At 69.2% G+C, this 26,906-nt stretch carries 25 protein-coding genes and 1 pseudogene; 11 read left to right on the top strand and 15 right to left on the bottom strand.

Going from position 1 to position 26,906, the window contains the following annotated elements; all coding sequences use genetic code 11:
• Together K2X24_RS09615 and K2X24_RS09610 are read left to right on the top strand one after the other, a co-directional pair.
• A pseudogene (locus K2X24_RS09615) lies at nucleotides 1-354 on the top strand (beta-ketoacyl-ACP synthase II); the annotation flags it as partial.
• Nucleotides 355-461: 107 nt separating this feature from the next.
• Entirely contained in the window at nucleotides 462-1,280 is an 819-nt protein-coding gene (locus K2X24_RS09610; protein ID WP_292497176.1) for a hypothetical protein, read from the top strand.
• On the opposite strand, the gene K2X24_RS09605 is transcribed toward K2X24_RS09610, so the two are convergent.
• On the bottom strand, nucleotides 1,266-1,703 hold the full coding sequence (locus K2X24_RS09605) for a DUF488 family protein (RefSeq protein ID WP_292497173.1): 438 nt from the start codon (nucleotides 1,701-1,703) through the stop codon (nucleotides 1,266-1,268). The genes K2X24_RS09610 and K2X24_RS09605 overlap by 15 nt on opposite strands.
• Before the next feature lie 329 nt (nucleotides 1,704-2,032).
• Between K2X24_RS09605 and mltG the strand changes: the two genes are divergently transcribed.
• Genes mltG through gmk form a run of 3 tightly spaced genes read left to right on the top strand, consistent with a single transcriptional unit; the run spans nucleotide 2,033 to nucleotide 4,957 of the window.
• Nucleotides 2,033-3,394: an endolytic transglycosylase MltG gene (gene mltG, locus K2X24_RS09600; RefSeq protein WP_292497171.1), complete on the top strand. Its 1,362-nt coding sequence runs from the start codon at nucleotides 2,033-2,035 to the stop codon at nucleotides 3,392-3,394.
• A gap of 13 nt (nucleotides 3,395-3,407) precedes the next feature.
• A complete protein-coding gene (locus K2X24_RS09595; protein WP_292497169.1) occupies nucleotides 3,408-4,286 on the top strand; it encodes a YicC/YloC family endoribonuclease in 879 nt (292 codons plus the stop codon).
• An 11-nt stretch (nucleotides 4,287-4,297) separates the two neighbouring features.
• Entirely contained in the window at nucleotides 4,298-4,957 is a 660-nt protein-coding gene (gene gmk / locus K2X24_RS09590) for a guanylate kinase (RefSeq protein WP_292497167.1), read from the top strand.
• A 13-nt stretch (nucleotides 4,958-4,970) separates the two neighbouring features.
• On the opposite strand, the gene K2X24_RS09585 is transcribed toward gmk, so the two are convergent.
• From K2X24_RS09585 to K2X24_RS09565, 5 genes are all read right to left on the bottom strand, one after another.
• The gene (locus K2X24_RS09585) at nucleotides 4,971-6,623 is read right to left on the bottom strand and encodes a GAF domain-containing protein (RefSeq protein WP_292497164.1); all 1,653 of its coding nucleotides are present in this window, start codon (nucleotides 6,621-6,623) and stop codon (nucleotides 4,971-4,973) included.
• A 290-nt stretch (nucleotides 6,624-6,913) separates the two neighbouring features.
• Nucleotides 6,914-8,383, bottom strand: a complete 1,470-nt coding sequence (locus K2X24_RS09580; RefSeq protein WP_292497162.1) for a Hint domain-containing protein — start codon at nucleotides 8,381-8,383, stop codon at nucleotides 6,914-6,916.
• Between the two features lie 303 nt (nucleotides 8,384-8,686).
• Nucleotides 8,687-9,517 carry a DMT family transporter gene (locus K2X24_RS09575; protein ID WP_292497187.1) on the bottom strand — a complete coding sequence of 277 codons (831 nt, stop codon included), beginning with the start codon at nucleotides 9,515-9,517 and terminating at the stop codon, nucleotides 8,687-8,689.
• A gap of 75 nt (nucleotides 9,518-9,592) precedes the next feature.
• A complete protein-coding gene (locus tag K2X24_RS09570; protein WP_292497160.1) occupies nucleotides 9,593-10,669 on the bottom strand; it encodes a lysylphosphatidylglycerol synthase domain-containing protein in 1,077 nt (358 codons plus the stop codon).
• A gap of 91 nt (nucleotides 10,670-10,760) precedes the next feature.
• A complete protein-coding gene (locus K2X24_RS09565; RefSeq protein WP_238279766.1) occupies nucleotides 10,761-11,135 on the bottom strand; it encodes a (2Fe-2S) ferredoxin domain-containing protein in 375 nt (124 codons plus the stop codon).
• 222 nt (nucleotides 11,136-11,357) lie between these two features.
• Here K2X24_RS09565 and K2X24_RS09560 point away from each other — a divergent pair, with 222 nt between their 5' ends.
• Both K2X24_RS09560 and K2X24_RS09555 read left to right on the top strand, forming a co-directional pair.
• Nucleotides 11,358-12,671, top strand: a complete 1,314-nt coding sequence (locus tag K2X24_RS09560; RefSeq protein ID WP_292497156.1) for a capsule biosynthesis protein — start codon at nucleotides 11,358-11,360, stop codon at nucleotides 12,669-12,671.
• 53 nt (nucleotides 12,672-12,724) lie between these two features.
• Nucleotides 12,725-12,991 carry a hypothetical protein gene (locus K2X24_RS09555; RefSeq protein WP_292497153.1) on the top strand — a complete coding sequence of 89 codons (267 nt, stop codon included), beginning with the start codon at nucleotides 12,725-12,727 and terminating at the stop codon, nucleotides 12,989-12,991.
• 149 nt (nucleotides 12,992-13,140) lie between these two features.
• On the opposite strand, the gene K2X24_RS09550 is transcribed toward K2X24_RS09555, so the two are convergent.
• The 8 genes from K2X24_RS09550 to K2X24_RS09515 all read right to left on the bottom strand — a co-directional run bounded on the left by K2X24_RS09550 (nucleotide 13,141) and on the right by K2X24_RS09515 (nucleotide 20,479).
• Nucleotides 13,141-14,508: a sigma-54 dependent transcriptional regulator gene (locus K2X24_RS09550; protein ID WP_292497151.1), complete on the bottom strand. Its 1,368-nt coding sequence runs from the start codon at nucleotides 14,506-14,508 to the stop codon at nucleotides 13,141-13,143.
• A 65-nt stretch (nucleotides 14,509-14,573) separates the two neighbouring features.
• Nucleotides 14,574-14,918: a flagellar motor switch protein FliN gene (gene fliN / locus K2X24_RS09545; RefSeq protein ID WP_243911351.1), complete on the bottom strand. Its 345-nt coding sequence runs from the start codon at nucleotides 14,916-14,918 to the stop codon at nucleotides 14,574-14,576.
• Between the two features lie 21 nt (nucleotides 14,919-14,939).
• Complete coding sequence (locus tag K2X24_RS09540) at nucleotides 14,940-15,539, bottom strand: FliH/SctL family protein (RefSeq protein ID WP_292497147.1); 600 nt, start codon at nucleotides 15,537-15,539, stop codon at nucleotides 14,940-14,942.
• Complete coding sequence (gene fliG, locus K2X24_RS09535; RefSeq protein ID WP_292497145.1) at nucleotides 15,536-16,588, bottom strand: flagellar motor switch protein FliG; 1,053 nt, start codon at nucleotides 16,586-16,588, stop codon at nucleotides 15,536-15,538. The genes K2X24_RS09540 and fliG overlap by 4 nt, the downstream gene beginning before the upstream one ends.
• A 39-nt stretch (nucleotides 16,589-16,627) precedes the next feature.
• Nucleotides 16,628-18,244 carry a flagellar basal-body MS-ring/collar protein FliF gene (gene fliF / locus K2X24_RS09530; RefSeq protein WP_292497144.1) on the bottom strand — a complete coding sequence of 539 codons (1,617 nt, stop codon included), beginning with the start codon at nucleotides 18,242-18,244 and terminating at the stop codon, nucleotides 16,628-16,630.
• Nucleotides 18,245-18,453: 209 nt separating this feature from the next.
• Entirely contained in the window at nucleotides 18,454-18,729 is a 276-nt protein-coding gene (locus K2X24_RS09525) for a DUF1153 domain-containing protein (RefSeq protein ID WP_018044452.1), read from the bottom strand.
• 100 nt (nucleotides 18,730-18,829) lie between these two features.
• Nucleotides 18,830-19,504, bottom strand: a complete 675-nt coding sequence (locus tag K2X24_RS09520; RefSeq protein ID WP_292497136.1) for a flagellar hook capping FlgD N-terminal domain-containing protein — start codon at nucleotides 19,502-19,504, stop codon at nucleotides 18,830-18,832.
• Between the two features lie 12 nt (nucleotides 19,505-19,516).
• Complete coding sequence (locus K2X24_RS09515; RefSeq protein ID WP_292497134.1) at nucleotides 19,517-20,479, bottom strand: flagellar hook-length control protein FliK; 963 nt, start codon at nucleotides 20,477-20,479, stop codon at nucleotides 19,517-19,519.
• 956 nt (nucleotides 20,480-21,435) lie between these two features.
• Between K2X24_RS09515 and mnmA the strand changes: the two genes are divergently transcribed.
• From mnmA to K2X24_RS09495, 4 genes are all read left to right on the top strand, one after another.
• A complete protein-coding gene (gene mnmA, locus K2X24_RS09510; RefSeq protein ID WP_292497132.1) occupies nucleotides 21,436-22,587 on the top strand; it encodes a tRNA 2-thiouridine(34) synthase MnmA in 1,152 nt (383 codons plus the stop codon).
• An 83-nt stretch (nucleotides 22,588-22,670) separates the two neighbouring features.
• A complete protein-coding gene (locus K2X24_RS09505) occupies nucleotides 22,671-23,324 on the top strand; it encodes a class I SAM-dependent methyltransferase (protein WP_238279777.1) in 654 nt (217 codons plus the stop codon).
• 62 nt (nucleotides 23,325-23,386) lie between these two features.
• Nucleotides 23,387-24,163 (top strand): VTT domain-containing protein, encoded by a 777-nt coding sequence (locus tag K2X24_RS09500; RefSeq protein ID WP_292497130.1) that lies wholly within the window; start codon nucleotides 23,387-23,389, stop codon nucleotides 24,161-24,163.
• Nucleotides 24,164-24,354: 191 nt separating this feature from the next.
• Nucleotides 24,355-25,836, top strand: a complete 1,482-nt coding sequence (locus K2X24_RS09495; protein ID WP_292497127.1) for a HAMP domain-containing sensor histidine kinase — start codon at nucleotides 24,355-24,357, stop codon at nucleotides 25,834-25,836.
• A gap of 46 nt (nucleotides 25,837-25,882) precedes the next feature.
• Here K2X24_RS09495 and bioB read toward each other — a convergent pair whose 3' ends face one another.
• The gene (bioB, locus tag K2X24_RS09490) at nucleotides 25,883-26,902 is read right to left on the bottom strand and encodes a biotin synthase BioB (RefSeq protein WP_292497126.1); all 1,020 of its coding nucleotides are present in this window, start codon (nucleotides 26,900-26,902) and stop codon (nucleotides 25,883-25,885) included.
• Nucleotides 26,903-26,906 lie beyond the last annotated feature (4 nt).

Below are 26,906 nucleotides of genomic sequence, written 5' to 3'. Positions count from 1 at the left end.
GACCTCGACTACATCAACGCCCACGGCACCTCGACGCCCATGGGCGACGAGCTGGAGCTGAAGGCCGTGGAGCGCCTCCTCGGCGACCACGCGGCACGCGCCTCGATGTCCTCCACCAAGTCCTCAATCGGCCACCTCCTGGGCGCCGCCGGCTCCGTGGAAGCGATCTTTTCGATCCTGGCCATCCGCGACGGCATCCTGCCGCCGACCCTCAACCTCGACAATCCGTCCGTGGAGACCGCGATCGACCTCGTGCCGCACGAGGCCAAGCGCAAGCGGGTGGATACGGTGCTGTCGAACTCGTTTGGGTTCGGTGGGACGAATGCGAGCTTGGTGATGCGGCAGGTGGATTGATCTGAGGCAGCTCTAAACTAGTTCGGTTTCCCAGTATTTTTCGCGACTCGGCTTACATGCACGTCTAGCGTGTGCTCTACTCCGTTCATTATTAACGGGGTGATGCAATGCGTTTTGAACAGGCGCGGATACTCATACTATGTAAAACCTATCCATCCCCTAGTTCAAAGTATGCCGAAACCTCATGTGTGGCTGGTGTATCTGATAAAGGCGATTTGATCCGACTATACCCAGTACCGTTCCGCATGATCACTGAGGATAAAAAATTCAAAAAGTGGCAGTGGATTACAGCACAAATATCTAAGACGCGTAATGATCATCGGAACGAGAGTTTTCGGGTCAATGTCGACTCGATTCTCTGTAATGGCGCACCAATTGATACTAAAAATAATTGGATGAACCGTCTCAAGTTTATTGAACATCTTCCAGTTTTTCGTGATTTATATGAAATCGAAAATAGTCGTTCTCAGGAAGGGACGACTCTTGCGATTTTAAAAACAAACTGCCGGTTAAAACTAGAAATTTCAAAAGCCGAGACTCCTGATTGGACAATAGAGGAGCAAAACAAGCTTGTTCAGCTCCAGAATCGGCTCGACCTTTTCGATCAAACCGATCGAAGCAACATTCGATTACTAAAGAAAATCCCATACAGTTTTTACTATCGTTTTACAAGTTCTGTTGGAGAATACAGGATAAAAATTGTCGACTGGGAGGCGGGGGCACTGTACTGGAATACTCGCAGATCGCATGGAGAAAATTGGGAACAGCCATTTCGACAAAAACTTGAGGTGGCTTTGCCAAGCAGTAATTTGATGTTTTTGGTTGGAAACATCCATAGATTTCCAAGCCAATGGCTAATTATAAGTCTAATATATCCGCCAAAGCCCGCTGATATTTTTTTACAGCCAAATTTATTTGACAGTTAGATGGATAGTTCGAATTTGAGATATATTTTCCACAAAATCAGATATAATGCTCCTATGACAGGCGCGGTAATCTCTCTCGAAACAAACTAAGCATGTGTTGATGTTCTCTACAAAGCCTGCAAGCTCAATGACTTTTTGATAATTATCATTTAAGTATTTACGGAATTCAATTTCATATGCGGCCCAATCTTTATCGATCTTAAATTTGTCCCGAATAAGTTTTGGACATCCAAAAATGGGGGCATGAACATAATCAATTCCAGCTTCTTCGATATTTTTACTGAAAGAAGATTTTGAAAACCCCGGCTTACGCGAAAGCGGAAGTTGTCTCACATCGATTATTACTTCCATTCCCTGTGAGCAAATCGTTCTGACAAATTCCTCTATATTTGCTCCCTCATATCCTGCAGTAAACAATGGCATTTTTTTTCCTATTAAAGCTCGAGTCTCTATCCGCTAATACTTTTTGTGCCTGTCGCCATATTTGTTGCCCTACTTACAAAATTAGAGGGAACGTCCGCTAGAGATTTATCAAGCCAGAAACCGTGCTGACCCAGGACCTCAATCGTCAATGAGGCAGATTCCTAGCTTGACCATTCGGCGAAGCAATCCCCATTCCGCCACAAAACCCACCAAGTTCGCGCGTCAGAATGCCGGCCCCCTGCGCCCACCCCCTCGACTCGGGTGCACGGACTCCCCTAAAAAATCCGGCGGCGGCCGGGGTGGGGACCTGAGGCCCGAACAGGATGTCCATGTTCTTCCGCAAACGCCCAGATCCGGCGCCGACGCCGATCCCCTCCGACGAGCCGGCCCTGCCCAACCGCCTGTCGCCGCGCAGCCCCTCCGAGGCGATCAAGCCCACCGCCGCGCCGCCGCCGCCCGACCGTCCGGTCCGTGAGCGCGGCGGGCTGCTCGCCCGCATCTCCGGCCTGCTCACCGCCTCGGTCGTTCTGGCCATCGCCGTGATGATCGGCGTGACGCTGTTCGAGCGCCAGACCAAGGAGCCGGGGCCGCTGCCCGCCGACAAGGTCGTGGTGATCCCGCCCCGCAGCGGCACCAGCGAGATCGCCGAGGCGCTCTCCCGCGAGGGCGTCATCAGCCACACCGCCCTGTTCGAGTGGGCGGCCCGGCTCTCCGGCAAGGCGCTGAAGGCCGGCGAGTACACCTTCAAGGCCCATGCCAGCATCGGCGAGGCCATCGACACCCTGGCCTCCGGCCGGCAGGTGCAGCACGCCATCACCTTCCCGGAGGGGCTGACCTCCGAGCAGATCGTGGTGCGCCTCAACGACAACGACGTGCTCACGGGCGACATCAACGAGATCCCCCCCGAGGGCTCGCTCCTGCCCGACACCTACAAGTTCGAGCGCGGCGCCACCCGCCAGCAGATCGTCAACCTCATGCGCGCCAAGCAGCGCGAGGTCCTGAACCAGATCTGGCTGCGCCGCTCGGCCGAGATCCCGGTGAAGACCCCGGCCGAGATGGTGACGCTGGCCTCCATCGTCGAGAAGGAGACGGGCCGGGCCGACGAGCGGCCCCGGGTAGCCGGCGTGTTCGTCAACCGCCTCAACAAGCGCATGAAGCTGCAATCCGACCCCACCATCGTGTACGGGCTGGTGGGCGGGCGCGGCACCCTCGGGCGGGGCATCCAGCGCTCCGAGATCGAGCGGGCCACGCCCTACAACACCTACGTGATCGAGGGCCTGCCCCCGGGCCCCATCGCCAATCCGGGCCGCGCGGCGCTCGAAGCCGTCGCCAACCCCTCCCGCACCAAGGACCTGTTCTTCGTGGCCGACGGCACCGGCGGCCACGCCTTCGCCGAGACCCTGGAGGGCCATTCCCGCAACGTCGCCCGCTGGCGCCAGGTCGAGAAGGCCCGCCAGGCCCCGACCCCGGACGCGGTGGTCGACAAGGCCGACCCGCCGGGCGCCCCAGCCGTGCCCGGCGCGGCTTCCGCCTACGCGCCCGACGGCACCAACATGGCCGCGACCCCGGAGCCCGGCACCGTGCGCCCCAAGGCCTTCGACGCCTCGGAGGGCACCCGCCTCGACCCCCTGCGCAACAAGACCTTCGACCTGAACTCGCCGAAAACCGTGCCGGTGCTCAAGCAGCCGTAGGGAGAGCGACACCATGATCCTCTCCAGCATGACCGGGTTCGCCCGCGCGTCCGGCACGACCGGCCCGATGCAATGGGCCTGGGAGGTCCGCAGCGTGAACGGGCGCGGCCTCGACGTGCGCCTGCGGGTGCCGACCGGCTACGACGCCGTCGGCGAGGTCGCCCGCACCGCCCTTCAGAAGACCCTGAGCCGGGGCCAGTGCCAGCTGAACCTCAGCCTGACCCGCGCCGACACGGCGCCCCGCGTGCGGATCAACGAGGCGCTGCTGGCCGACCTCGCCGCGGCCGTCGCCCGCGTGCCGCGCCCCGAGGGCATCGCGCCCGCCACCCTCGACGGGCTCCTGGCGGTCCGAGGGGTGGTCGAGGCCGACGAGGAGCCGGGCGCCGACACCGAGGCGCTCGCCCGGGATCTGGCCGAGGGCGTGGTCCGGCTGGTTGCCGACCTCGTGGAGGCCCGCCGCGCCGAGGGCCGTGCCCTCCTCGGGGTGATCGAGGGTCAGCGCGCCGAAATGGCCCGGCTGACGGCGCTGGCCGAGGCCTGCCCGGCCCGGAAGCCCGAGGCGGTGAAGGCCCGTCTCGCCGCCACCGTGGCGAGCCTCGTGGAAGCCGGCGGCCTCGACCCCGACCGCCTGCACCAGGAGGCGGTACTGCTTGCCGCGAAGGCCGACGTGCGCGAGGAACTCGACCGTCTGCAGGCGCATCTCGCCAGCGCCGCCGACCTGCTGGCCGCTGGCGGACCCATCGGCCGCAAGCTCGATTTCCTGGCCCAGGAGCTCGGGCGCGAGGCCAATACCCTGTGCGCCAAGGCCAACGACATCACCCTGTCGCGGATCGGACTCGACTTGAAGGCCGTGGTGGAGCAATTCCGGGAGCAGGTTCAGAACGTCGAGTAGGTTTTTCTCAGATGCAGGCCTCCACGAAGGAGAATGCCACGATCGGGCGGCGCGGGTTCATCCTCATCCTGTCCTCCCCCTCCGGTGCGGGCAAGACCACGCTGACGCGCCAACTGGCGTCCGATCACAGGTGGGGCCTCGACGTCTCGATCTCGGTGACGACCCGCCAGCGCCGCCCCTCCGAGATCGACGGCAAGCACTACCAGTTCATCGACCGCGAGGCCTTCGACGCGCTGCGCAGCGCCGACAACCTCCTCGAATGGGCCGAGGTGCACGGCAATTTCTACGGCACCCCGCGCAAGCCCGTGGAAAAGGTGCTGGGCGCCGGCCGCGACATGATCTTCGACATCGACTACCAGGGCACCCGGCAGGTGCGGGCCAAGCTCACCGACGACGTGGTCACGGTGTTCATCCTGCCGCCGAGCCTCGCCGAGCTGCGCCACCGCCTGGAGCGCCGGGCCGAGGATTCGCCCGACACCATCGAGAAGCGCCTCGCCAACGCCCGGATGGAGATCCAGCGCTGGAGCGAGTACGACTACGTCATCGTCAACGACGACCTCGACGACGCCTTCCGCTCCCTGGAGGGCATCCTCATCGCCGAGCGCCTGAAGCGCGCCCGCCGCACCGGGCTGACCGCCTTCGTGGAAGGGCTCCTGGCCGAGCCGGACTGAGGCGGTTTCCAGCCTAGTCCTCCGCGCCGATCCCGCGCAGCGGTGTGGTGAGTTCACAGACGACCCCCGTCTCCGCGTAGGTGGTGCGCACCGTGCCCCCCACCGCGCCGGCCAGGCCCCGCTCGATCAGCCGGCTGCCGAACCCCCGGTGCGTGGGGGCGGCGACCGCCGGGCCGCCGCGCTCGGTCCAACACAGGGACAGCATCGCCTCGGCGCCGCTCTCGTCGACGGACCAGGCGACGGTCACGGAGCCGGTGGGGCAGGACAGGGCGCCGTACTTGGCGGCGTTCGTGCCGAGTTCGTGCATCATCAGGGCGAGCGACAGGGCGGCCTTGGAGCCGACCTGCACGTAGGGGCCTTCGCAACCCAGGCGCCCCGAGCGGGCATCGTCGTGAATCGCGAGGGCGCCCCGGATGATGGCCTCGATGCTCGCACTCTCGCGGGTGCCGGCGAGGAGCAGGTCGTGGGCCTTGCTCATGGCGATCAGCCGGTCGGCCAGGACGTCCCGGGCCGTCTCGAGGTCGGGCGCCGTGCGCAGGGTCTGGGTGGCGATGGCCTGGACCATGGCCAGCATGTTCTTCATGCGGTGGCTGAGTTCGCGGTTGAGCACCGCCTGCTGCTCCTCGGCGCGCAGCCGCGCGATGCCGACCTGGACGCGGTCCGCGACGTTGCGGACGAAGGCGATTTCCTCGGGCCGCCAGACGCGGGGGGCCGCGCTGTGCACGAAGAACAGCCCGACGCTGCGCCCGCGCTCGCGCACCGGAACGTTGAGGAGGGCGCCGATCGGCCTGCGGGCCCCATCCGTGGCGCCGTCGAGGGCGCGGGGATCGTTCGTCATCGCGTTGACCACGAGGGTCTCGCCGCGCGACAGGCTGGGCCCGAAGGTCTCGTGGTTCAGGGAGCGGTGGCGCCCCACCAGACTCTCCGAGCCGGCGGTGGTCCAATCGCGATGGATGGTGATGATGGCGCCGGTGGCGTCGAGTTCGCCGTAGCCGGTCCGGTTCGCCTCCAGGGTCTGGCCCACGATCTCGGCCGCCCGGTGGGTCATGGCGGGGATCGACGATTCGTGGCGCAGGAAATCCCCGAGTTCGATCAGGGCGGCGCGCCGCAGCGAGGCCGCGCGGGCGTAGATTTCCTCGGCCTTGACCAGGGCGATCTGGCGGCGCTCGCCGAGGAGGGTCGTGACCTGGCGCCCGAGGCGGCGCAGCCCGTCCGCCTGGTCGTCCGTCAGCCCGTCCGGGCGCGGCTGATGGTCGAGCACGCACAGGCTGCCGAGAACCTGGCCGCTCGGCATCCGGAGGGGCGCCCCGGCATAGAAGCGGATATGCGGCTCGCCCGTGACGAGGGGGTTCCGCGCGGTACGGGGGTCGCCCGCGAGATCGGGGATTACGAGGAGGTCGGGCTCGCTCAGGGCATAGACGCAGACGGACGCGCTCAGATCCGTCTCGCAGGGCGGGAAGCCGGCGCGCGCCTTGAACCATTGCCGGTTGCCGTCGACGAGGCTGACCAGGGCGACTGGGGCTCCGCATAGGAGCCGGGCCAGTTGAACGACGTCGTCGTACGCCTGCTCCGGAGGGGTATCGAGGATCTGAAGCCCGGCCAGTTCGTCGAGCCGCACCGCATCGGATGTATCCGGCCTGATGCCCTGGTCGAGATGGCAGGTCATGAAGGGAACTTCCCCCAACGGTGCGCCGTTATATCTCTCGTTCTGGCCCCTGTCACTCGGATCGATCGGTTTGGGCCGGGACCCGACGACGCATCTTCACTCGAATGTCGCGACGACTCTGAGCACGTTGCCGCTTCGGCGGCACCTGAACCTGCGCCCGGCCCCTTGCTCCATCGCTGACAAGTGGAACGGCGCCCGCGATCGGAGGATCGCCGGCGCCGTTGGGGTCTGTGCCCCGGCCGCCAAAAGGACGGCCCGGGTCGTTGCGTCCGTCGTCCGGACGGTTCGGTTTAGGCGGCGCACTCCGCGTCGGCGGTCGCGTCGACCGCCACGGTGACGGCGTCCACGGCGGACGGCGCCTGCCAAGCCGACAGGGTGCCGCGCTCGGCCGCGATCGTGACGGTCAGCGTCACCGCATCCGTGGTGCCGGCCCAGAGCGCGGCCGGGAGCGCGGCATCGCCGTCCGTCCAGCGCCAGGCATCGCCCTCGGCGGTCTGCACGAAGGAGTAGCCGTCCGTCAGCAGCGCATGGTCGATCGGCAGGCTGCGGACGACGCCGGCGCCGTCGACGGCCGAGAGGCCGCGCAGGGGTAGGCCGAGGCGGCGGCCGTCGCCGGCGCCCACCCGAACGCGCTCCGGTACGAAGCTGCGCGAGACGAGGCGGGCCTCGACCGTACCGGCCGGGATCGTGAAGCGGGCGATCGCCCCGTCACGCTCCGGCTGGATCGCGACGCCGTCGGCCACCACGTGCAGGTCGTCAGTGTCGGTCAGGGTCCAGCCGAGGGCGGCGGCCCGAGCCAGCAGGCGGACGCGCACCGCATCGACGATCGGGCCTTCCTGCACCAGCGGCAGGCAGAACCCATCCATGGAGAGCGGGGTGAAATCGGGGTGCAGCGCCATGAACGCACCGGCATTCTCGAAGCCGTTGCGCACGCCCGTGTCGAGGAAGCTCTCGGTCGGCAGCCCCTCGGCGACGAGGATGTCGTGCGCGTCGAGTTCGACGTGCCAGTAGGTCACCGTCTCGGTCTTCACCTGGGCGATGGTCGCGTCATTGACGAGGTGCTTGACCGGGATCAGGACCGCGTCGAGCACGCTCACACGCACCGCATGGTCCGGAGAGAGCCAGAGGTCGCGCTTGGGCAGGCCTTCGCCGAAGGCGCCGGCGAGCACGCGCACCGGCCAGATCGCGTCGGGGATCCGGTGGCGGGTGCAGTCGATGCTGCGCTGGCCGATCCACACGATGGGCCGGTGCGCGCCGGAGGCCGTCACCACGCTGTCGCCGACCGCGAGCGCCTCGACCGCGACCTCACCGCGATCCGTCAGGATCAGCGTGCCGCTGGCAAAGCAGGGCACGGCCGCCACGTTGTAGCTGTTGAGGTTGTTGTCGCCGTCGGCGGTGAAGCGCGTCCGTGTCTGTCCGGCCGGGGGTGGGCTGCCGTAGACCTGCGTGTTCGACAGGAGGTAGCGGTAGGTGCCCGCATCAACCTCGCCGGGCGGGATGTCGGTGCTGGTGAAGAGGATCTGGGTCGAATTGTCGAGGGGCGAGGCCGTCAGGGTGACGGCGCGATTCGCGTAGCCGGCAGGCGCATCGGCGCCATAGGTCATCGTGACCGTGTCGCCGGCCTGATTCACAATTCCGTTGACGCGCACAGTATAGGTCGACGGCGCGTCGACCTGGAACGTCCTTTGTGCCGGAACGCCACCGTCGTCGATGCCGAGAAACCCGGGCGGATAGGTGGTGTTGTTGAAGTTGATCGCCATCGTCGACTCCCTGAGCCCGTTCTGAATTTTTTTGTCTTTAATTTTCTGGTCGCATGCCTGCGCCTGACATGGACAATGCCGCGCTCAAGGGAGCCGGGCAATGCACGACGCGTCGCCGACCCCTGAATATCTGGTATGTATCCGATTGTTCTGGCGCAATGTTGCGCCTCGGCCACAAGTATCTGCGTTTATAGAGAATTTCCGGGATAAGTACGCAGTCGACCCAGTCTGATTAGGCAAGTAGACTGCAAGATCATCCCGGGCCGATTGCCACTTCATCCCGATCTAGCACGCGAGCCTGCGTCAGGCCGGCAGAATCGGCGTGGCCAGGGGACGCCGCCGCTGGGTGCTCACCGTATTGCCCACCGAGGCCACGACGATGCAGGTGATGGCGAGCCATTCCGTGCCGCTCAGGCGCTCGCCGAGGATGGCGAGGCCGGCCAGCGAGCCGATGGCCGGCTCCAGGCTGAGGAGGACACCGAAGCTCTGCTTCGTCAGGCGCTTCAGCGCCACCATCTCCAGGGAGTAGGGCAGGGCGCTCGACAGGGCCGCGATGGCGAGGCCGAACGCGAGGGTCGCCGGATCGAGGAGGGCGGCACCCGCGCTCGCGATCCCGAAGGGCAGCACCACCAGGGCGGCCACCGACATGCCGATGGCGACGGAATGGCCGCCGTGCAGGTGGCCGACGCGCTGGCCGAAGACGATGTAGAGCGCCCAGCACAGGGCGGCCCCGAGAGCACAGGCCACACCGACCGGATCGAGCCCGCCGGAGAGGCCCGCGAGCGGCAGCAGGAGCCCGAGGCCGAGCACAACGCAGGCGATCCAGACGAAGTCGATCGGCCGGCGCGAATGGGCAAGCGCGAGGGTGAGGGGGCCGGAGAACTCGATGGCGATGGCGAGCCCCAGGTGAATCGTCCGCAGGGACAGGTAGAAGAGCAGGTTCATCGCGCCGAGCACGCCGCCGTAGAGCAGGAGCGCGCCGGCATCCGCCCGGCTCGGCCGCAGGTGCCAGGGGCGCCAGACCGCGACGAGGATCAGAGCCGCGAGGCCGACCCGCAGGGCGGTCGTGCCCTCGGCGCCCACCGTGGCGAACAGGTGCTTGGCGAACGAGGTCCCGACGCTGAGGGAGACCATGCTGGCGACGAGGGCCGCGACCGGGATGAGGCTCCTCACCGCTGACCTGCCATCGGGTGACGCATGCGGAACGGTTCAGGCGCGCGGCGGCAGGATGGTCCCGCGGCGCGCCTCCAGCGTCTGCCAGAGGATCAGGGCGGGCAGGCCCAGAACCACGTCCGGCACCCGCTTGACCAGCGAGAGCGCCAGCGCGGTGCCCGCATCGATGCCGAACAACCCGCCGAGGAGCACGAAGCCGCCCTCTTGCACGCCGAGGCCGCTCGGCACCGGAAAGGCCGCCGACTTGATGGCCTGGCTCAGCGCCTCGATGATGAGGATCTCGGCGACGCCGACCGACGGGACGCCGATGCAGGCGAGCGCGATGCCGATCTCCACCGCGCCGAGCAGCCAAGCCGCGAGGTGGAGCAGGATCGAGGCCGCGAGGTTGCCCCGGCGCGCGGGGGCCCAGATCGCGTCGAGGGCGCCGTAAACGCCGCCTTCCGGTGAAGCGGCGGCCTCGGGCCCACGTAGGGCCCGGCGGCCCCAGGCCACGACGCGCCGCGCGACCGCCCGCGCCGCCGGGCTGCGCTGGGCCGCCACGAACCCGGCGAGGAGGATCGCGGTGACCGCGAGCGCCCGCAGCACCCAGGTGGCGAGGGCGTGGGCCGATTCACCGTTGACCTGGAGCAGCAGCCCGACGCCGAGGAGCGCGAAGACGGCCTGCGTGCCGGCCTGGAACAGCATGTCGACCATGATGGAGGCCGCCGCCAGGGCCCCCGTCGCGCCCCAGAAGGTCAGCAGGCGCCCGCCGACGACGTCGCCCCCCACGGAGGCGACCGGCAGGAGCACGTTGATGCCCTCGCGCACGAAGCGCAGGAGCGCGAAGGCGCCGGACCCGGCCTGTCCGATCCCCGCCAGTCCCCGGATCGTCTGGCCCCAGGCCATGCCGCACAGGAGGAGGATGAGGACGCGCACGAGCACGATGGCGGCGAGGCCCGGGGCGCCGACGCGGCCGAAGGCATCCGCGATCGCGCCGAGATCGTTGGTGGCCACGAGCCACGTCCCGAGGGCGAGCCCCAGCAGCGTGCCGACGAGCGGCAGCCGCCGCAGCACCGCGCGGCCGAGGGAGCGGGCCGGACGGGGTCGGTCCGTGTCGAGGGCGGGATCGGTCAAGCGGCTGGCTCGCGGCAAGTCCGGCGCGCGGGGCGCGCCGGTGAGGGAAGCGGGCGGCGCGCCGGGCGCGCTCAGGCGGTGCGCGGGCGCCTCACGGCCCCCGCGTGCGGGTCAGGTCTCCGGTTAGGCTTCCTTTGGGGCCGAAATCGGGGAAGAGCGCGTCGACTGCCTGGGCCGGGGTGGCGGCGGGGTCGAGAAGGTGGATGCGCTGCTTGGCCAAGCTGTCGGCGGTGGCGACGGCAAGCGCCCGCTTCGGGCAGGGGCCGAGGCAGCCGACCTCGACGACCCGCGGCTTGCCGGGCATGGCCCGGCCCTTCAACTCGCGCTTGATGCGTGAGCGCAGGGCGCCCTTCTTCAGGCCCTGGCGCTTGACGCATTTCGTGCAGACGAGCACGAGTTCGGAGAACCCGGCGCGGGCCATGCGGATCCGTGCCGGCCTCGGCGCGGTCCCGTCCTTGCTGTCCATGAAACCCCCAGACTCCGCACACCCCGTCGCGCCGACCCGATACGGGGAAAGCGACGCCTTAAAAAGGGCCGAAAAACACGGGATTGCCGGTAACAACGGCAACGTGTCGCGAGGGCTCCGCAGGCGTGACCATTTGCAACGTCGAGGGGCGCGCGCGGCACGGTGCGCGACCCGGATGTCACCCGTGACCTGGCCGCGCCGAGCCCCTGGAAACCGGAACCCATGAAGGTCGACGAGATCAAGCCGACGGACCGCGTACGCGGGATGATCGACCTCGCGCTGCGCTCCGTGCCGGATCTGCGGCGCAACGCCGAGACGGTCACCCCCGTCGCGCCCGACCGGCTGCCCGTGCTCCTGCGCCGGGCGCGCGAGCGCCTCGACTGGCGCCGCCTGCCGGGCATCCGCCGGCCGCCCTCCCGCCCGCAGAACATCATCGGCGGCGTGATCAAGCAGTTCGCGATCTTCGTGCTGCTGCCGACCCTGATGGCGGCGTTCTATTTCTACGCCTTCGCCAGCGACCAGTACATCGCCACGGCGCAATTCGCCGTGCGCGGCAACGTCGAGCCGATGGAGGAGAGTTCGTCCACGGCCTTCGTGGGGCTCGCCCAGAAGCACAACAGCCAGGACAGCTTCATCGTCAAGGACTACATCCAGAGCCAGACCCTGGTCTCAGCGGTGGAGGCCAGCCTGAAGGTCTCGACGATGTTCTCGCGCCCGGGCGTGGACTTCTGGGAGCGCTACGACACGAACCAGCCGGTCGAGGAACTGGTGAAGTACTGGCGCCATCGCGTCACCACCCGGATCGAACCGATCTCCGGCATCATCACCCTCAACGTGCGGGCCTTCACGCCGGAGGACGCCCTCGTCATCGCCCGCGACGTGGTCGCCCGCAGCGAGCGGCTGATCAACGACATCTCCCGGCGCGCCCAGGCCGACATGCTGGCCCACGCCGAGGGGGACGCGGCCAAGGCGCAGGACCGCCTGCGCAAGGCCCACCTGGCCCTCCAGACCTACCGCAACCGCTGGGGCATCATCGATCCGGCCAAGACCGCGGAGGCCATGCTCACCACGATCGGCGGCCTGCGCAAGGAGCGGCTGAAGGCGGAATCCGACCTCGCGGTGCTGCGCGGCTCGAATCTCGACGAGAAGTCGCGCAGCGTCCAGAACCTCGTTTCGCTCGTGACCGCCCTCGACCAGCAGATCAAGAAGCTCACCGACCAGCTCACCACCGAGGCGGGCACGGGACCGGACATCACCAACAACATGACGAAGGCGCTCCTGGAGTTCGAGGGTCTCCAGGTCGAGCGCACCATCGCGGGCAAGCTCAACGAATCGGCCAACCTGATGGTCGACCGGGCCCGCATCGCGGCCGGCAAGCAGCAGATCTTCCTCGCGACCTTCGTGGAGCCGGCGCTGCCGGGCGATTCGCTCTATCCGCTGCGCGGGCACGCGATCCTGGTGGTGTTCTTCTGCTGCCTCGTGGTCTGGAGCTCCATCGCCCTGATCATCGCGGGCATCAACGACCAGCGGCTCTGATTGCCGACCGCCCGGACCCTCACGCCCGACCGCCTCACCGAGCCCTGCCGATCATGTCCGAGTTCAGCGATCTCGTCGCCCGCGCCGTGAACCCCGCGATGTCCCGCGCCGAACGGGAGGCGGTCTACAGCGTCGTGAAGCAGGCCGTCGAACGGCTCCAGACCCGGGACGGTCTGACCCCGGACGATCCGCGCATCGCCCTGCAGCAGCACCTCGTCGAGGAGACGATCCGCGACGTCGAATCCGACATCGCGCGGTTCCTCTCCTTCGAAAAGCTGGAGCGGGCGCATTCCGTCCAGATGGGTGCCGAGAAGGCCTGATCCGCGGCGCGGACCGGCCTGTCGTCCGGCCTGGACCGGTTCTCGACGAAGCTGACGCAGCGAGGTTCCCCCGCGCGACGGTGCGGCAGAGGTCGTCCGCCAGGCCTCAGGGAGGCTGACCTCCAGGTCAGGCTCGCCGAGACTTCGTGTCAGCCGTAGGCGGCCATGGCCCGCACGCTGCCGGGCTCGGCCACGGAGAGGCCGGCATCCACGTACTCGTTGAGCTTGTTGCGCAGGGTCCGGATCGAGATGCCGAGGATCTTGGCCGCGTGCGTGCGGTTGCCGAGGCAGTGGTCGAGGGTGTCGAGGATGAGGTCGCATTCCACCTGCGCCACGGTCTGACCCACGAGGCCGCGGGTGGCGGCCTCGGCCACCCGCGCCGCGCGCTCGGCCGGCCCGGCCGAAACCGGCGCGATGCTGTCCCCCTCCGGCGTCAGGATCGCCTCCGGGCCGATCTCCGGGCCCGAGGCGAGCAGCACCGCCCGGTGCAGGGTGTTCTCGAGTTCGCGCACGTTGCCGCGCCACGGGTTGGCCCGCACCAGCCCCTGCGCCTCGGCGCTGAGCGGCCGCACCGGCATCCCATTCACCTCGGCGTACTTGCGGGCGAAGTGGGCCGCGAGTTCGAGGATGTCGCCGGGGCGCTCGCGCAAGGGCGGCAGGCGCAGGTGCACCACGTTCAGCCGGTAGTACAGGTCCTCGCGGAACGTGCCCTTGCGGACCTCCTCCACGAGGTTGCGGTTCGAGGTGGCGAGCACGCGGATGTCGACCTTGACCGGCGCGGTGCCGCCGACGCGGTCGATCACCCGCTCCTGGAGGGCGCGCAGCAGCTTCGATTGCAGCCGCACGTCCATCTCGGAGATCTCGTCGAGGAGCAGGGTTCCGCCATGCGCCTCCTCGAAGCGGCCGATGCGGCGGGCCACCGCCCCCGTGAAGGCGCCCTTCTCGTGGCCGAACAGTTCGGATTCGAGGAGCGCCTCGGGGATCGCGGCGCAGTTCACGGAGACGAAGGGGCGGTTGGCCCGGTTCGACTTGCCGTGGACGTGGCGGGCCAGCACCTCCTTGCCGGTTCCGCTCTCGCCGGTGATGAGAACGGAGGCCTCAGAGCGCGCCACCTGCTCGGCGAGCTTGACCACCCGCTCCATGGAGGCGTCGCGCCAGACGAAGGCGCGCCCGTCCTCGGAGACCGCCTGCAAGACGGCGGCGATCAGCTCCGGGTCCGGCGGCAGGGGAATGTATTCCCGCGCGCCCGCTTCGATCGCCGCGACCGCCGCCCTGGCGTCGGTGGCGACCCCGCAGGCGATCACGGGCGTGCGGATGCGCTCGGCGGCGAGCGCCGTGACGAGGTCGCGGATCGCGAGGGCGACGTCGATCATGATGAGGTCCGCGCCCTTGGCGCGCAGCACCGCGAGCCCCTGGGCGAGGCTCTCGGCGTTGGTGACGGCCGCCCCCCGGTTCATGGCGATCTTCGAGGCGGTGATCAGTTCGCCGTTCAGGCGTCCGATGATGAGGAGGCGCATGGCCGAGGGTCTCCGTCAGGGTCGGCTTCGCGCGGGGGGCGCGCGGCGGCCGGAAGGGCAGGGGCTCAGTGGTCGCTCTTGATGATCTCGGTCATGGTCACGCCGAGGCGTTCCTCGACGAGGACGACCTCGCCGCGGGCCACGAGGCGGTTGTTCACGTAGATGTCGATGGCCTCGCCGACCTTGCGGTCGAGTTCCAGCACGGCGCCGGGCTGGAGCCGGAGCAGGTCGCCGATCGGCATGCGCGAGGAGCCGAGCACCGCCGAGACCATGACGGGCACGTCGAAGACCTGTTCGAGGTCGGCGGCGCTTTTCGGCGTGGTCGGGGCCTCGCGGATCGATTCGGTGCCGAGCCCGTCGAAGGAGGCATCCGTTCCGTTGAGCTGGGGCAGGCTGAAATCGTCGGACATGGGGGCTCGCGGGTTCGGGGATCAGGCGACGATGCCGAGGGCGGACAGGACGGCGCCCTCGATGCGGGCGCGGTCGCGGACGACGCCGCCATCGGCCCATTCCATGCGGGCGTCGCCCGGGGCGAGGTCGGGTTCGCCGAGGACGACGAGGCGGCCCTCGAAGCCGCGCTCGCGCGCCAGGCGCTTCACCAGGGCCTCGGATTCGTCGACGAGGCTCTCGTGGACCCGGACGACGAGGTGGGGCACGCCGCGCAGGTGCTGGAGCGCGGCCCGCGCCGCGTCGCCGATGGCGGCCAGCGGATGCGCGTCGAGGGCTTCGCCGGCGATCTTGCGCGCGAGCGCGATGGCGAAATCCATCGCCTCGTCCTCGCGGGCCGCATCCCGGGCGTCGGACTGGCCGATGAGGCCGGCGGCGGCGAGGCCGAGGCGGGTGACGGCGTCCGAGAGCCGGGCCTGGACCTGCTGCTCGGCCAGGGCCTGGCCGTCGCGCAGGCCCCGCGCATAGGCCTCGGCCTCGGCCCGCGCCACGGCTTCCGCCTGGGCGGCCGCCTCCTGCGCGTGGACGGGATTGTCCGGGCGGGGCCGGAAATCGGTGTCGAAGAGGAACCGGCGCGCGTTCAATAGACCAGCTCCTCCTCGCCGCTCGACTTGGCGATCATGATCTCGCCCTTCTCGGCCAGATCCTTGGCGAGTTCGGTCATCTTGGCCTGGGCCTCGTCGACGTCCTTGAGGCGGATGGGCCCGAGCGAACCCATCTCGTCGGTGATGTTCTTGGCCGCCCGGGTGGACATGTTCTTCAGGAAGAAGCCGCGCACGCGCTCGTCGGCACCCTTGAGCGCGCGGCACAGGGTCTCGTTGTCGACCTTGCGCAGCAGCGTCTGGACGCTGCCCGCATCGAGCTTGAGCAGGTCCTCGAAGGTGAACATGAGCTGGCGGATCTTCTTGGCCGAGCCCCGGTTGGCCTGGTCGAGGGCCGTGAGGAACCGTCCCTCCGTCTGCCGGTCGAAGGCGTTGAAGACGTCGGCCATGAGTTCGTGGGCGTCGCGCCGGGTGGTCTGCGCGATGGTGGACACGAACTCGACCCGCAGGGTCTCCTCGATGTGGCGCAGGGCTTCCTTCTGGACCGTCTCCATCCGGAGCATCCGACTGAGGACGTCGATGGCGAATTCCTCGGGCAGGATGGTCAGCACCTTGGCGGCGTAGTCCGAGCGCACCTTGGAGAGCACCACCGCCACGGTCTGCGGGTACTCGTTGCGCAGGAACGAGGCCAGGATCTCGGGGTCGATCTGGGTCAGGCTCGCCCAGACGCGCTTGCCCGAGGCGCCCTTGATCTCCGCCATGATCGCCGAGACCTGCTCGCTCGGAAAGATCTTCAGGAGGAGCGATTCCGTGCGCTCGAAGTTCGACGTGATGCCGCCGCCCGACGACAGGCGCGAGACGAAGTCGACGATGAGCTTCTCGACCGTCTCGGCCTCCAGGGAGCCGAGCTGAACCATGGCGTGCGAGACGAGCTTGACCTCGTCCTCGTCGAGCATCTGCCAGATCGGCGCGCCTTCGCTCTCGCCGAGCAGCAGGAGCAGCGCGGCGGCGCGCTGGGCGCCCGTCATGGCCCCGAAGGCGCCGTTGCTGCCCTTGGCAAGCTCGGCCTGGATGTTCAGTCCCGACGACATGGGCTCAACGCCTCGCGGCTGCGTGAGGGGGGATCGGCATCAGCTCTCGTGAATCCAGTTGCGGAGAACTTCCACGGTCTCGCTCGGGCTGGCGCGGACCATGTCGACCACGCGCTGTACCGTCTCGGCCTGGACCTTGCCGTTGAGCTGGGCGAAATCCACGAGGCGCGCGGTGGCGTTCTCGGGCTGGGCCAAGAGCGCCTCCGGGCTCCCCGCGACGGCGCCGGCGCCCCCGGCCCCGGCGACCAGGGCGATCTGGATCGGATCGGACGCCAGCACCTTCTTGAGGAGCGGGCGGACCACCGCCATCAGCACGATCAGCGTCAGCATGGTGAGGACGGCGAGTTCGACGATGCGCATCACCTCCTCCTTGGAGGGGCTGAGCAGCGCCTGGACCAGGCTCGGCTCCACGAAGGCGGCCTGCGCGGGCGATTCGGCGAAGCGCAGGTTCACCACCTCGACCTGATCGCCCCGCGCCTTGTCGAAACCGATGGCGGTGCGAACCAGGGCGGCAATCAGCTCGACCTCCGCCGCCGGGCGCGGCTGATAGACCGCCTTGCCGTCGGGCCCGGCCACGTAGGCGCCGTCGATCACCACCGCCACCGAGAGCCGCTTGACCCGGCCGCCCTCGGCGACCTCGGTCTTCGTCACGCGGGAGATCTCGTAGTTGGTGGTCTCCTCGTTCTTGTTCGTCGAATCCTTCTGGGCCGGGGCCTGTCCGGGCTGGTTGGCGCCGGGCAACTCGTTGCCGACGCTGACCGCGCCCTCGGCGCCGCCCGAGAGGGCGTTCTCGCTGCGGGTCTGGGTGGAGCGCACGACCCGGCTCTCGGGATCGTAGCTCTCCGAGCGGCTCTCGATGCGGTTGAGGTCGAGCTCGGCGCTGACCTGGACGCGGGCGCGCCCGGCCCCGACGATGCCCGCGATGATCTCCTCGATCTGGGAGCGCAGGCGCCGCTCGATGCCGACCTGCTTCTCCTCCATGCCGGCCCCGGTCTCGGCCTCGGCCCCCCGCGCGCCGTCGGCCAGGAGCCGCCCGCGCTCGTCCACGATGGAGACGCGCTCGGGTTTGAGGCCCTCCACCGCCGACGCCGCGAGGTGGCGGATGGCCCGCACCTGCGAAGCGTCGAGGTCGCCCATCAGTTTCAGCACGATGGCGGCGCTCGGGCTCTCGCGGTCGCGCTCAAACAGGCGGCGCTCCGGGATCACGAGGTGGACGCGGGCGGCCTGAACGCGCCCGATCGCCCGGATCGAGCGGGACAGTTCGCCCTCCAGCGCCCGCAGGTGGTTCACGTTCTGGACGAAGTTGGTGGACGAGAAGGCGTCGCCCTTGTCGAAGATCTCGTAGCCGACGCCGGCCTGGCTCGGCAGGCCCTTGCCGGCGAGGTCCATGCGCAGGCGCGGCAGGTCGGCGCGGGGCGCCATCACGGTCTGGCCGGCATCGCCCCGGGTCTCGTACTTGATGCCGCGCGCATCGAGGTCGCGGATCACGGCCGAGGAATCCGACATCGACAGGTCGGCGAAGAGCACGCCCATGTCGGGTTTCGAGACGCGCAGGATCACGAAGGCGAAGAAGCCGATCAGCGTCATCGTGACGGCGGCCATGGCGGCGAGCCGCGCCGGTCCGAGCTTTGCCACGAGGTCGAAGACCGGTTTCACGACGCCACGCACCCATCCGACCCGCGGCGACGGACACTCCGCGCTCGCCCGGCAAAATTTGCCCAGGCCATGGTTAGCGTCCGGTTAACGAATGGCACGCAAGCCGCCGCCCCCGGCTCCGGAAACGCGAAAGCCGCGCCCGGGTGAGGGGACGCGGCTTCCGATGACGGGGCCCTGGTTGTTCGACCGATGCCCCGGCGGGCTCGCGCTCAGTGCCGGTAGTGCTGGATGCGCGTGGTGCGCAGGCCGGCCAGACCGTGCTGATCGATGGAGAACTGCCAGCTCAGGAATTCCTCGGTGGTGAGGGTGTAGCGCTGGCAGGCTTCTTCGAGGCTGAGCAGACCGCCCCTGACGGCGGCGACCACTTCGGCCTTCCGACGGATGACCCATCGACGGGTGGTGGTCGGCGGAAGATCCGCAATGGTTAACGGACTTCCATCAGGCCCGATCACGTACTTCACTCTCGGGCGGCTTGGTTCGGTCATGATACGCTCTACAACTCGACTGACCTGTCGAGATTGGAAGCTAGTCCTGCCCGCTTAAGATATCTTGAAGCGGTTCGATCGCTTTGGAATCATACGGCGTTCATGTGGACAACTTCGCGCCGATGTTCTGAACGGCCGAGAGCGGGATCCGGGTCGTGCCGAGCAGGAGCACCGGTTCCGTCCCGGTGAGGTCGACGCCGTCCACGGTCCCGGCCACCTGGGTGTCGACCGCCACCTTGGCGCCCGTCGCGTCCACCGCGTCCACCTTGATCGCGTAGGTGCCGTCGGCGGAGGTGAAGCCGCTGGTGGAGCGGCCGTCCCAGGCGAAGGTCTGGACGCCGGCGGCCAGCGCCTTGGTCTGGGTCGCGACCACGTTGCCCTTGGCGTCGCTGATCGTGATTCGGGCCTGCGTGGCGGCCCGGGCCGGGGTCAGGGTCCAGCTGGCCGCGCCGCTCTTCAGGGCGGTGGTCCTGCCGTCCGCCGTGATGGTCTGGCCGATGAACCCCGTGGCCGAGGCCGCGCTCGACGATTTCGCGTTGCTCAGAATCGAATCGAGGCGGTCGTTCGACTTCAGCTGCTGCTCGACGCCTGCATACTGCACGAGTTGCTGCGTGAACTGGTTGGTATCCATCGGATCGAGGGGGTTCTGATTCTTCAGCTGCGTGGTGAGCAGCGTCAGGAACTGCGTGAAGTTGCCCGCCAGTTCCTGCGACGCGGTCTTGGTGGCCGCACCCGTGGCGGTGCCGCTCGTGGTGCTGCTGATGCCGGACGCCATGGGATCGTTTCCTCAGATTCGGATGTCGATGCCGCGTCCGGCGCCGTAGAGGCGCTGCAACACGGCATCCAGCGGGATTTGGGTCTCTTGGCCGGCTCGACGCGGCTGGCCCTGCGCGCCCGAGCCTTGCGCACCGGACCCTTGCCCGTTCGAGCCGTGCCCGTTCGAGCCTTGGCCGTCCGCTCCGCCGCCGGTCCCGTCGCCGCGCAGGCTGAGGGAGATGCTGCCGTCGGGGGCGTCGAGACCGGCCTGGGTCAGCGCCTGCTGCAGGTTGCCGGCGTCGCGCTGGAGGAGCGCCAGGGTCTCGGGCCGGTCGACCACCAGGCTGGCCTGGACCGCGCCGGTCTCCTTGTCGATGGCGAGGTTGACCTCGATCCGGCCGAGATCCTTCGGATCGAGGCGGATCTCGAAAGTGTTGCTGCCCGAGAGCGAGCGCAGGCCGATCGTCATCGGCACCGCCCCGAGGGGGATGGGCGCCGGGGTCTGGGCCTCGTGCCCGACCGTCATCGCCGCCTGGGACGCGGGCGTTTGGGCTGCCGGCGCCGGGGCGGGTGTCTGTGCGAGGAGCGCCGAGGGGTCGGCATTCGCCGCCAGGAATGACGCGGCCTCGCCGTCCTTCGTAGACACAGCCGAATCGCTCGACGTCGCGGCCTCGCCCCCGCCCGGGCGGGACGCGCCGCGCGGGGCGGATGCGGCCGCGCTTGCAAGCTGCGCTCCGGCGACCGAGGCGGCGACCTCGCCTGTCCGGGTCGCCGGTGGGGGCTGAGTCGGGCTGGCCGACGACATCGTGGCCGGGGTCGCGGGCTGGAGCGCGGCCAGGACTCCGGCAAGACCGGCCCCGGCCTGGCCCGAATCGGCGACATCCTGCGGCGTCGATGACGGCTCGCCGGACTCGGCGTCAGGCTCGGTCTTCCCCGCCTGGGCCGCGAACGCGGCGGCCGAGCGCTGCGCGGCGGAGGGAGCGGTGCCCGGCATCGCCGGCTCCGTACCCGCTGGCGGCTGCGTGCCGGCGGAGGCCGGAAGCGCGGCCGGGAGTGCGATCGGATTCGCCGGGGCGGCCTCCGCTTGCATCGCCGGCGCCGTCCCCTCGGACGGCCGGATCGCGGCGGAAGCCGGGGGCGCGGGCTGCATGATCGCGACCGGGGGGGGCGTCTGACCGGCCGGGGCGGTCTCCGACTGCTGGAGTGCGTCGGACGTCCTCTCGAGATCCACCTCCGTGGACGGGTCGGGCGCGGCGCCGGTAGCGTCCGGGGTTGCCCCAGCGACAGGCATCGCGGTGGAGGCCGGCTCGGACAACCCGGCGTCCGGCGCAGGACCGGCATCCGGTGCGGCCGGTGTCGTCGCCGTTCGGGACGACGGGCTGCGGGCCGCCTGCGCCGACGCTGTCGGGCCCCGCGATGAAGCCCGGTCCGGCGCTGCCGATCGCCGCTCCAGCAAGGGCAGGAAGTCCGTCGCGGCGGAGGCGTCCGGTTCGTGCGCGGGCGCCTTGGGCTCCGTTGCCCTGGACGCTTCGCGCACCGGCGGCGCGGCCTCCGGGGCCGGCGGGTCGATCCGGAAGGCGCGGGCGCCCGGCTCCCGGGATCGGGCGGGCATCGCCGAGGCGCGGCGCGGGGTCGAGGAATCCATATCAATCGCCGGAAAGGCCATGCGCCGCGTTTCTCCCTGGGCGAGGGAGCGCAAGCGGCGGGCCAGACGTGGGGCGCGACAAGGCACTGATTCTGCAGGGATTGTTCGTGATCGGGTATCGGCCGGGATCGCGCGGCTCGGCAATTCCTGCCCCGACCCGGCAGCTTTGACCCCATGTCCCGCGTCGCGGTCGCACCCGGAGCCCGGGCAGGGTGCCGATACGCCTGCCCTGGAAACCGGGGGCGAGGATCGCTATAGACTCACGCGAAGGGTCGGACCGGCCCTCTCCGGCAAACCCTGGCGCAATGAACTCCCTTGATCTTCCCAAGGCTCCGCACGAGACGCGCGTTGTCGTCGCCATGTCGGGCGGCGTCGATTCCTCCGTCGTTGCCGGGCTCCTGAAGCGCCAGGGCTACGACGTCGTCGGCATCACGCTCCAGCTCTACGACCACGGCGCCGCCACGCACCGCAAGGGCGCCTGCTGCGCCGGGCAGGACATCCACGACGCCCGTCGGGTGGCCGAGGCCCTCGACATCCCGCACTACGTCCTCGACTACGAGGACCGCTTTCGCGAATCCGTGATCGACCGCTTCGCCGAGAGCTATCTGGCCGGCGAGACCCCGATCCCCTGCGTGGAGTGCAACCGCTCCATCAAGTTCCGCGACCTGCTGCGCACCGCCCGCGACCTCGAGGCGGATTGCCTCGCCACGGGCCATTACGTGGCGAGCCGCCCGGAGGCGGCCGGCGGGCGCGGACTCTACCGGGCCCTCGATCCGGCCCGCGACCAGAGCTACTTCCTCTACGCCACCACGGCCGAGCAACTCGACTTCCTCCGCTTTCCCTTGGGCGAGTTGCCCAAGGACGAGACGCGGCGGCTCGCCCGGGAACTCGGCCTCGCGGTGGCCGAGAAGGCCGACAGCCAGGACATCTGCTTCGTGCCGCAGGGCCGCTACGCCGACGTGATCGCGCGCCTGCGCCCCGACGCGGCCCGTGCCGGCGACATCGTCGACCTCGGCGGACAGGTGCTGGGGCGGCACGAGGGGATCATCCACTACACGGTCGGCCAGCGCCGGGGCCTGCGCCTCGCCGTGGGCGAGCCCCTCTACGTGATCCGCCTGGAGCCGGACACCGCCCGCGTGGTGGTCGGCCCGCGCACGGCCCTGGCCACGAGCCGGATCCGCCTCGGGGACATGAACTGGCTCGGCGGACCGGGCGAGGCCGCCGCGCGCCCCGTGGCGGTGCGCGTGCGCTCGACCCGCGATCCACGGCCGGCACTCCTCTTCCGCGACCCCCAGGGCGACGGGGCCGAGATCGAGCTCGCGACCCCCGAGGACGGCGTCTCGCCCGGGCAGGCCTGCGTGATCTACGCCGATGACGGCCCCCGCGCCCGCGTGCTCGGCGGCGGCACCATTCGGCGGGTCGACGCGTTGGCCCGCGGCGCCGCGCAAGCCGCCTGACCGAACAAGTCGCCTGACCGCGCAAGCCGCCGGACCGAACAAGGCCCATCCACCCTCTCCCCACACAGGACTTCGAGATCGTCATGCTGAGCGAGCCGCGGGAGGCCGGTCCGAGCACCGCCCTGATGCGCAAGGCCTATGCGCGCTGGGCGCCGGTCTACGACGTCGTCTACGATAAGCTCACCGAGCCGGCCGCCCGCGACGCGGTCGAGGCCGCCGTCGCCTGCGGGCCCCGCATCCTCGAGGCCGGCGTCGGCACGGGGCTGTCGCTCGGCTACTATCCGCCCACGAGCTTCGTCTGCGGCGTCGACCTCTCCGAGGACATGCTCAAGCGCGCCCGCGCCAAGGTGCTGCGGCGGGGCCTGCGCCACGTGCGCGGCCTCCAGGTCATGGACGTCTGCCGGCTCGGCTACGCCGATGCCAGCTTCGACGCGGTGGTGGCCCAGTTCCTCATCACCCTGGTGCCGGATCCGGAAGCCGCGCTCTCCGAGTTCCTGCGCGTGGTCCGGCCCGGCGGCGAGATCGTGCTCGCCAACCATTTCGGACAGAGCACCGGTCCGGTGGCCAAGGTCGAGGAGATCGTCGCCCCGCTCTGCACCAAGATCGGCTGGTCCTCGGACTTCAAGTCGACCCGCATCGAGGCCTGGGCCCGGTCGCACGGGGTCGAGTTCATCGGCGTCGCGCCGACTTTCCCCGGCGGGTTCTTCAAGATCCTGCGGATGCGCAAGCCCGGGTGAGCACGCGGCCGCCCCCCTCGGCCGAGTCGACCCCGGAGTCACCGGCGGCGCGGCCCACGCGGATGCGGCGGGTCCTGCGCTGGCTCCCACTCCTGCTCCTGGTCGGGGCCTCCCTCGCCGTATTGGTCTCGGGCGCCTCGCACCTCCTCAGCCTCGACCGGCTCCTGGCGTCGCGGGCCTGGCTGATCGCCTGGGTCGCGGAGGACCGCTTCCGCGCCATGGTGGTGGCCTACCTCGTCTACGTCTCGGCGGTGGTCGTCTCGGTGCCGGCCTCGCTGTTCCTGACGATGCTGTGCGGCTTCCTGTTTGGCATCGTTCCGGGTGCCCTCATTGCGCTGGCCTCGGCGACGACGGGGGCCGCCATCGTCTTCACCATCGGGCGCGGGGCGGCGGCCGATCTGCTGCTGCGCCGGGCCGGACCCCGGCTCGCCGGGCTCGCCGCCGGGTTTCGCGCGGATGCCTTCGGCTACATCGCCTTCCTGCGGCTGCTGCCGATCTTCCCGTTCTGGATGACGAACCTCGCGCCGGCCGCCTTCGGGGTGAAGCGCAGTACCTTCGTGCTCGCGACCCTGGTGGGGCTGCTGCCCGGCGTCTTCATCTACGCCTCCACCGGGGCGGCGATCGAGGATGTGGTCCTCGCCCACGAGAGCGCCAAGGCCGCGTGCCTCGCCGCCGACGGTCTCGACTGCGAGAACGCCCTGACCCTGCGGACCCTGGTCACCCCCAAGATGGTCGCGGGCCTCGGCGCCCTGGCGGCCTTCGCGCTGCTCTCGGTATTCCTCCGCAGGCGCTTCCAGCGGCGGTCGCGGGCCGAGGCCGCCAGCATCGACGAACCGTAATTTTCTGATCGAATTTAGCCATAAGTCTGATCAAAATCTTCGAGACGCGGGGCAGCCTAACGGCTTCATGAGCGTTATGAGGTGCAATCGCGCATCGAGATTACGCTCTGGAAACGCCGTCGGGTCACCGTCAGCCGGACCTCAAGCCGACACCCGCCGCGCCGAGGGGACCGGGAACCCGAAGAACCAAAATGGGTGTGAATTCACGCGTTGTGTTCGATCAGGACGTCGCCGCGCCCGACGTGGCGGCGGCGCGCGGCCTCGGCCGGCACCTCGGCTTGTCCGGGCGCCTCTTCCTGCTCACCGTGGCCTTCGTCGCCGTCATCGAGGTGCTGGTCTACGTGCCCACGGTCGCCAATTACCGGCGCATGTGGCTCTCCGATCGGATCGCGGCTGCGCAGGTGGCCGCCCTCGTGCTCGACGCGGCCCCCGACCAGCGCGTCTCGGAGAGCCTCGCCCAGCGCCTCCTGGCGGGCGTGGGCGCGCGGGCCATCGTGGTGCAGGGCAACGGCACCCGGCGGCTGCTCTCCGACGAATCGGTGCCGGACGCGGTCTCCGACCACATCGACCTGCGCGAGGAGGACCTGATCGAGTCGATTCGCGGCGTGGCCCGCACGCTGATGGCGGACGGCACCCGGCCGATTCGCGTGATCGGGCATGGCCGCGACGGTTTCGACCTTGTCGAAATCCTCATCGATTGCCTGCCGGTGCGCGACGCCGTGACGGCCTTCGCGATCCGGCTCGCCCTGTCGTCCCTCGCCATCGCGGCGGCGGTGGCCGGCCTGATCTTCCTCGTCCTGCAGCGGGCCATCGTCCGACCGGTACGCCGGCTCGTGCACAACATCACCGAATTCGCGCAGGACCCGGAGGCGTCGGACGGCGTCATCGTGCCCTCGCGGCGCACCGACGAGATCGGCCACGCCGAGGTGGCGCTGGCGCAGATGGAGGCGGCCCTCGCCCGCGAACTGCGCGAGAAGCGGCATCTCGCCGACCTCGGGCTCTCGGTGAGCAAGATCAACGACGAGCTGCGCAACCTCCTGACCACGGCGCAGCTCCTCAGCGACCGCCTCGACGGGGTCGCCGACCCGCTCGTCCAGCGCGTCGCCCCGCGCCTCGTGGCGACCCTCGACCGGGCGATTCGGTTCTGCGAGGAGACCCTGGCCTATGGCCGCGCCACGGAGCGCAATCCGAACCGGCGCCTCGTGCCGCTCGCTCCCATCATCGCCGAGCAGGCGGACCTGTCGGGCCGCGAGCGCGATTCGGACATCGTGATCCGGGAGATCTGCCCGAACGGCCTGCGAATCTGCGTCGATCCGGACCAGTTCTCACGGGCGCTCGCCAACATCGTTCGCAACGCCGTCCAGGCCCTGGCGCCGCCGGGCCCCGGCTACGAGGCGATGACGCGCACCGATCCGACGATCACCATCGAGGCGCGGCGCACCGGGACCGGTGCCGGCACCATGGTCCTGATCAGCGACAACGGCCCGGGCCTGCCGGCGCGGGCGCGCGAGCACCTGTTCAGCCCCTTCAAGGGCGCGTCGCGCTCGGGTGGCACCGGGCTCGGCCTCGCCATCGCGTCGGAGCTGATCCAACTCAACGGCGGAACCCTGTCCCTCGACGAGACCCCGGTCGGCACCCGCTTCCGGATCGTGATCCCCGACCCGGTGGGTTGAGCGGGCGGGTTCCCGCCGGACCGGAAGCGCTGCCGGGGGCCGTGCCTTACTCCGCCGCCGCCAGGGTCAGGCCTGGCACCGCGATGCCGAGGTCGTGCAGAAGTTCGGCATCTGAATCGGTCTCGTTGTTGGCGGTCGTGAGCAGGCGCTCACCGTAGAAGATCGAATTAGCGCCGGCCAGGAAGCAGAGGATCTGGGCCTCGCGGGTCAGGCCCTTGCGGCCTGCGCTGAGGCGTACCCGCGCGCGCGGCATCACGATGCGCGCCGTGGCGCACATGCGCACGAGGTCGAGGGGGTCGACCGCCGGGCGGTCCTCCAAGGGCGTGCCCTCCACAGCCACGAGGGCGTTGATCGGCACGCTCTCGGGGTGGGGCGCATGGTTGGCCAGCACCTGAAGCATGCCGGCCCGGTCCTTCACGCCCTCGCCCATGCCGACGATGCCGCCGCAGCAGACGCCGATGCCCGCCGCGCGCACGTTCTCCAGGGTGGTCAGGCGGTCCTCGTAGGTCCGCGTGGAAATGATGTCGCCGTAGAAGTCCGGGCCGGTGTCGAGGTTGTGATTGTAGGAGGTGAGCCCGGCCTCCGCGAGGCGTCCGGCCTGCGCGGGGGTGAGCATGCCCAGCGTCACGCAGGCCTCCATGCCGAGGCCGCGCACGCCCCGCACCATGGCGAGCACCGCGTCGAATTCCGGCCCGTCCTTGGGCTGGCGCCAGGCCGCGCCCATGCAGAAGCGGTGCGCCCCGTTGGCCTTGGCGGCGGCGGCCTCGCGCAGCACCGCGTCGACCGGCATCAGCCGCTCGCGGGCCATGCCGGTGCCCTTGTGATGGGCCGATTGCGGGCAGTACGCGCAATCCTCCGGGCAGCCGCCGGTCTTGATCGAGAGGAGGGCGGCGCGCTGAATGTCGGCCGGGTCGTTGTGGGCGCGGTGGACCGCCGCCGCCCGATAGACGAGGTCGAGCAGCGGCAGGTCGTGGATCGCTTGGATCTCGGCCACGCTCCAGTCGTGGCGGATCGCGGCGGTCTCGGCGGCCGGGGTGGATGCGCGGGGGGCCAGGGTCTCGGTCATGGCC

It is taken from the genome of Methylobacterium sp., from assembly GCF_019750675.1.
Classification (GTDB): domain Bacteria; phylum Pseudomonadota; class Alphaproteobacteria; order Rhizobiales; family Beijerinckiaceae; genus Methylobacterium.
Note: the sequence above shows the minus strand (reverse complement) of the source record. Positions and strands in the feature narration are given on the sequence as shown.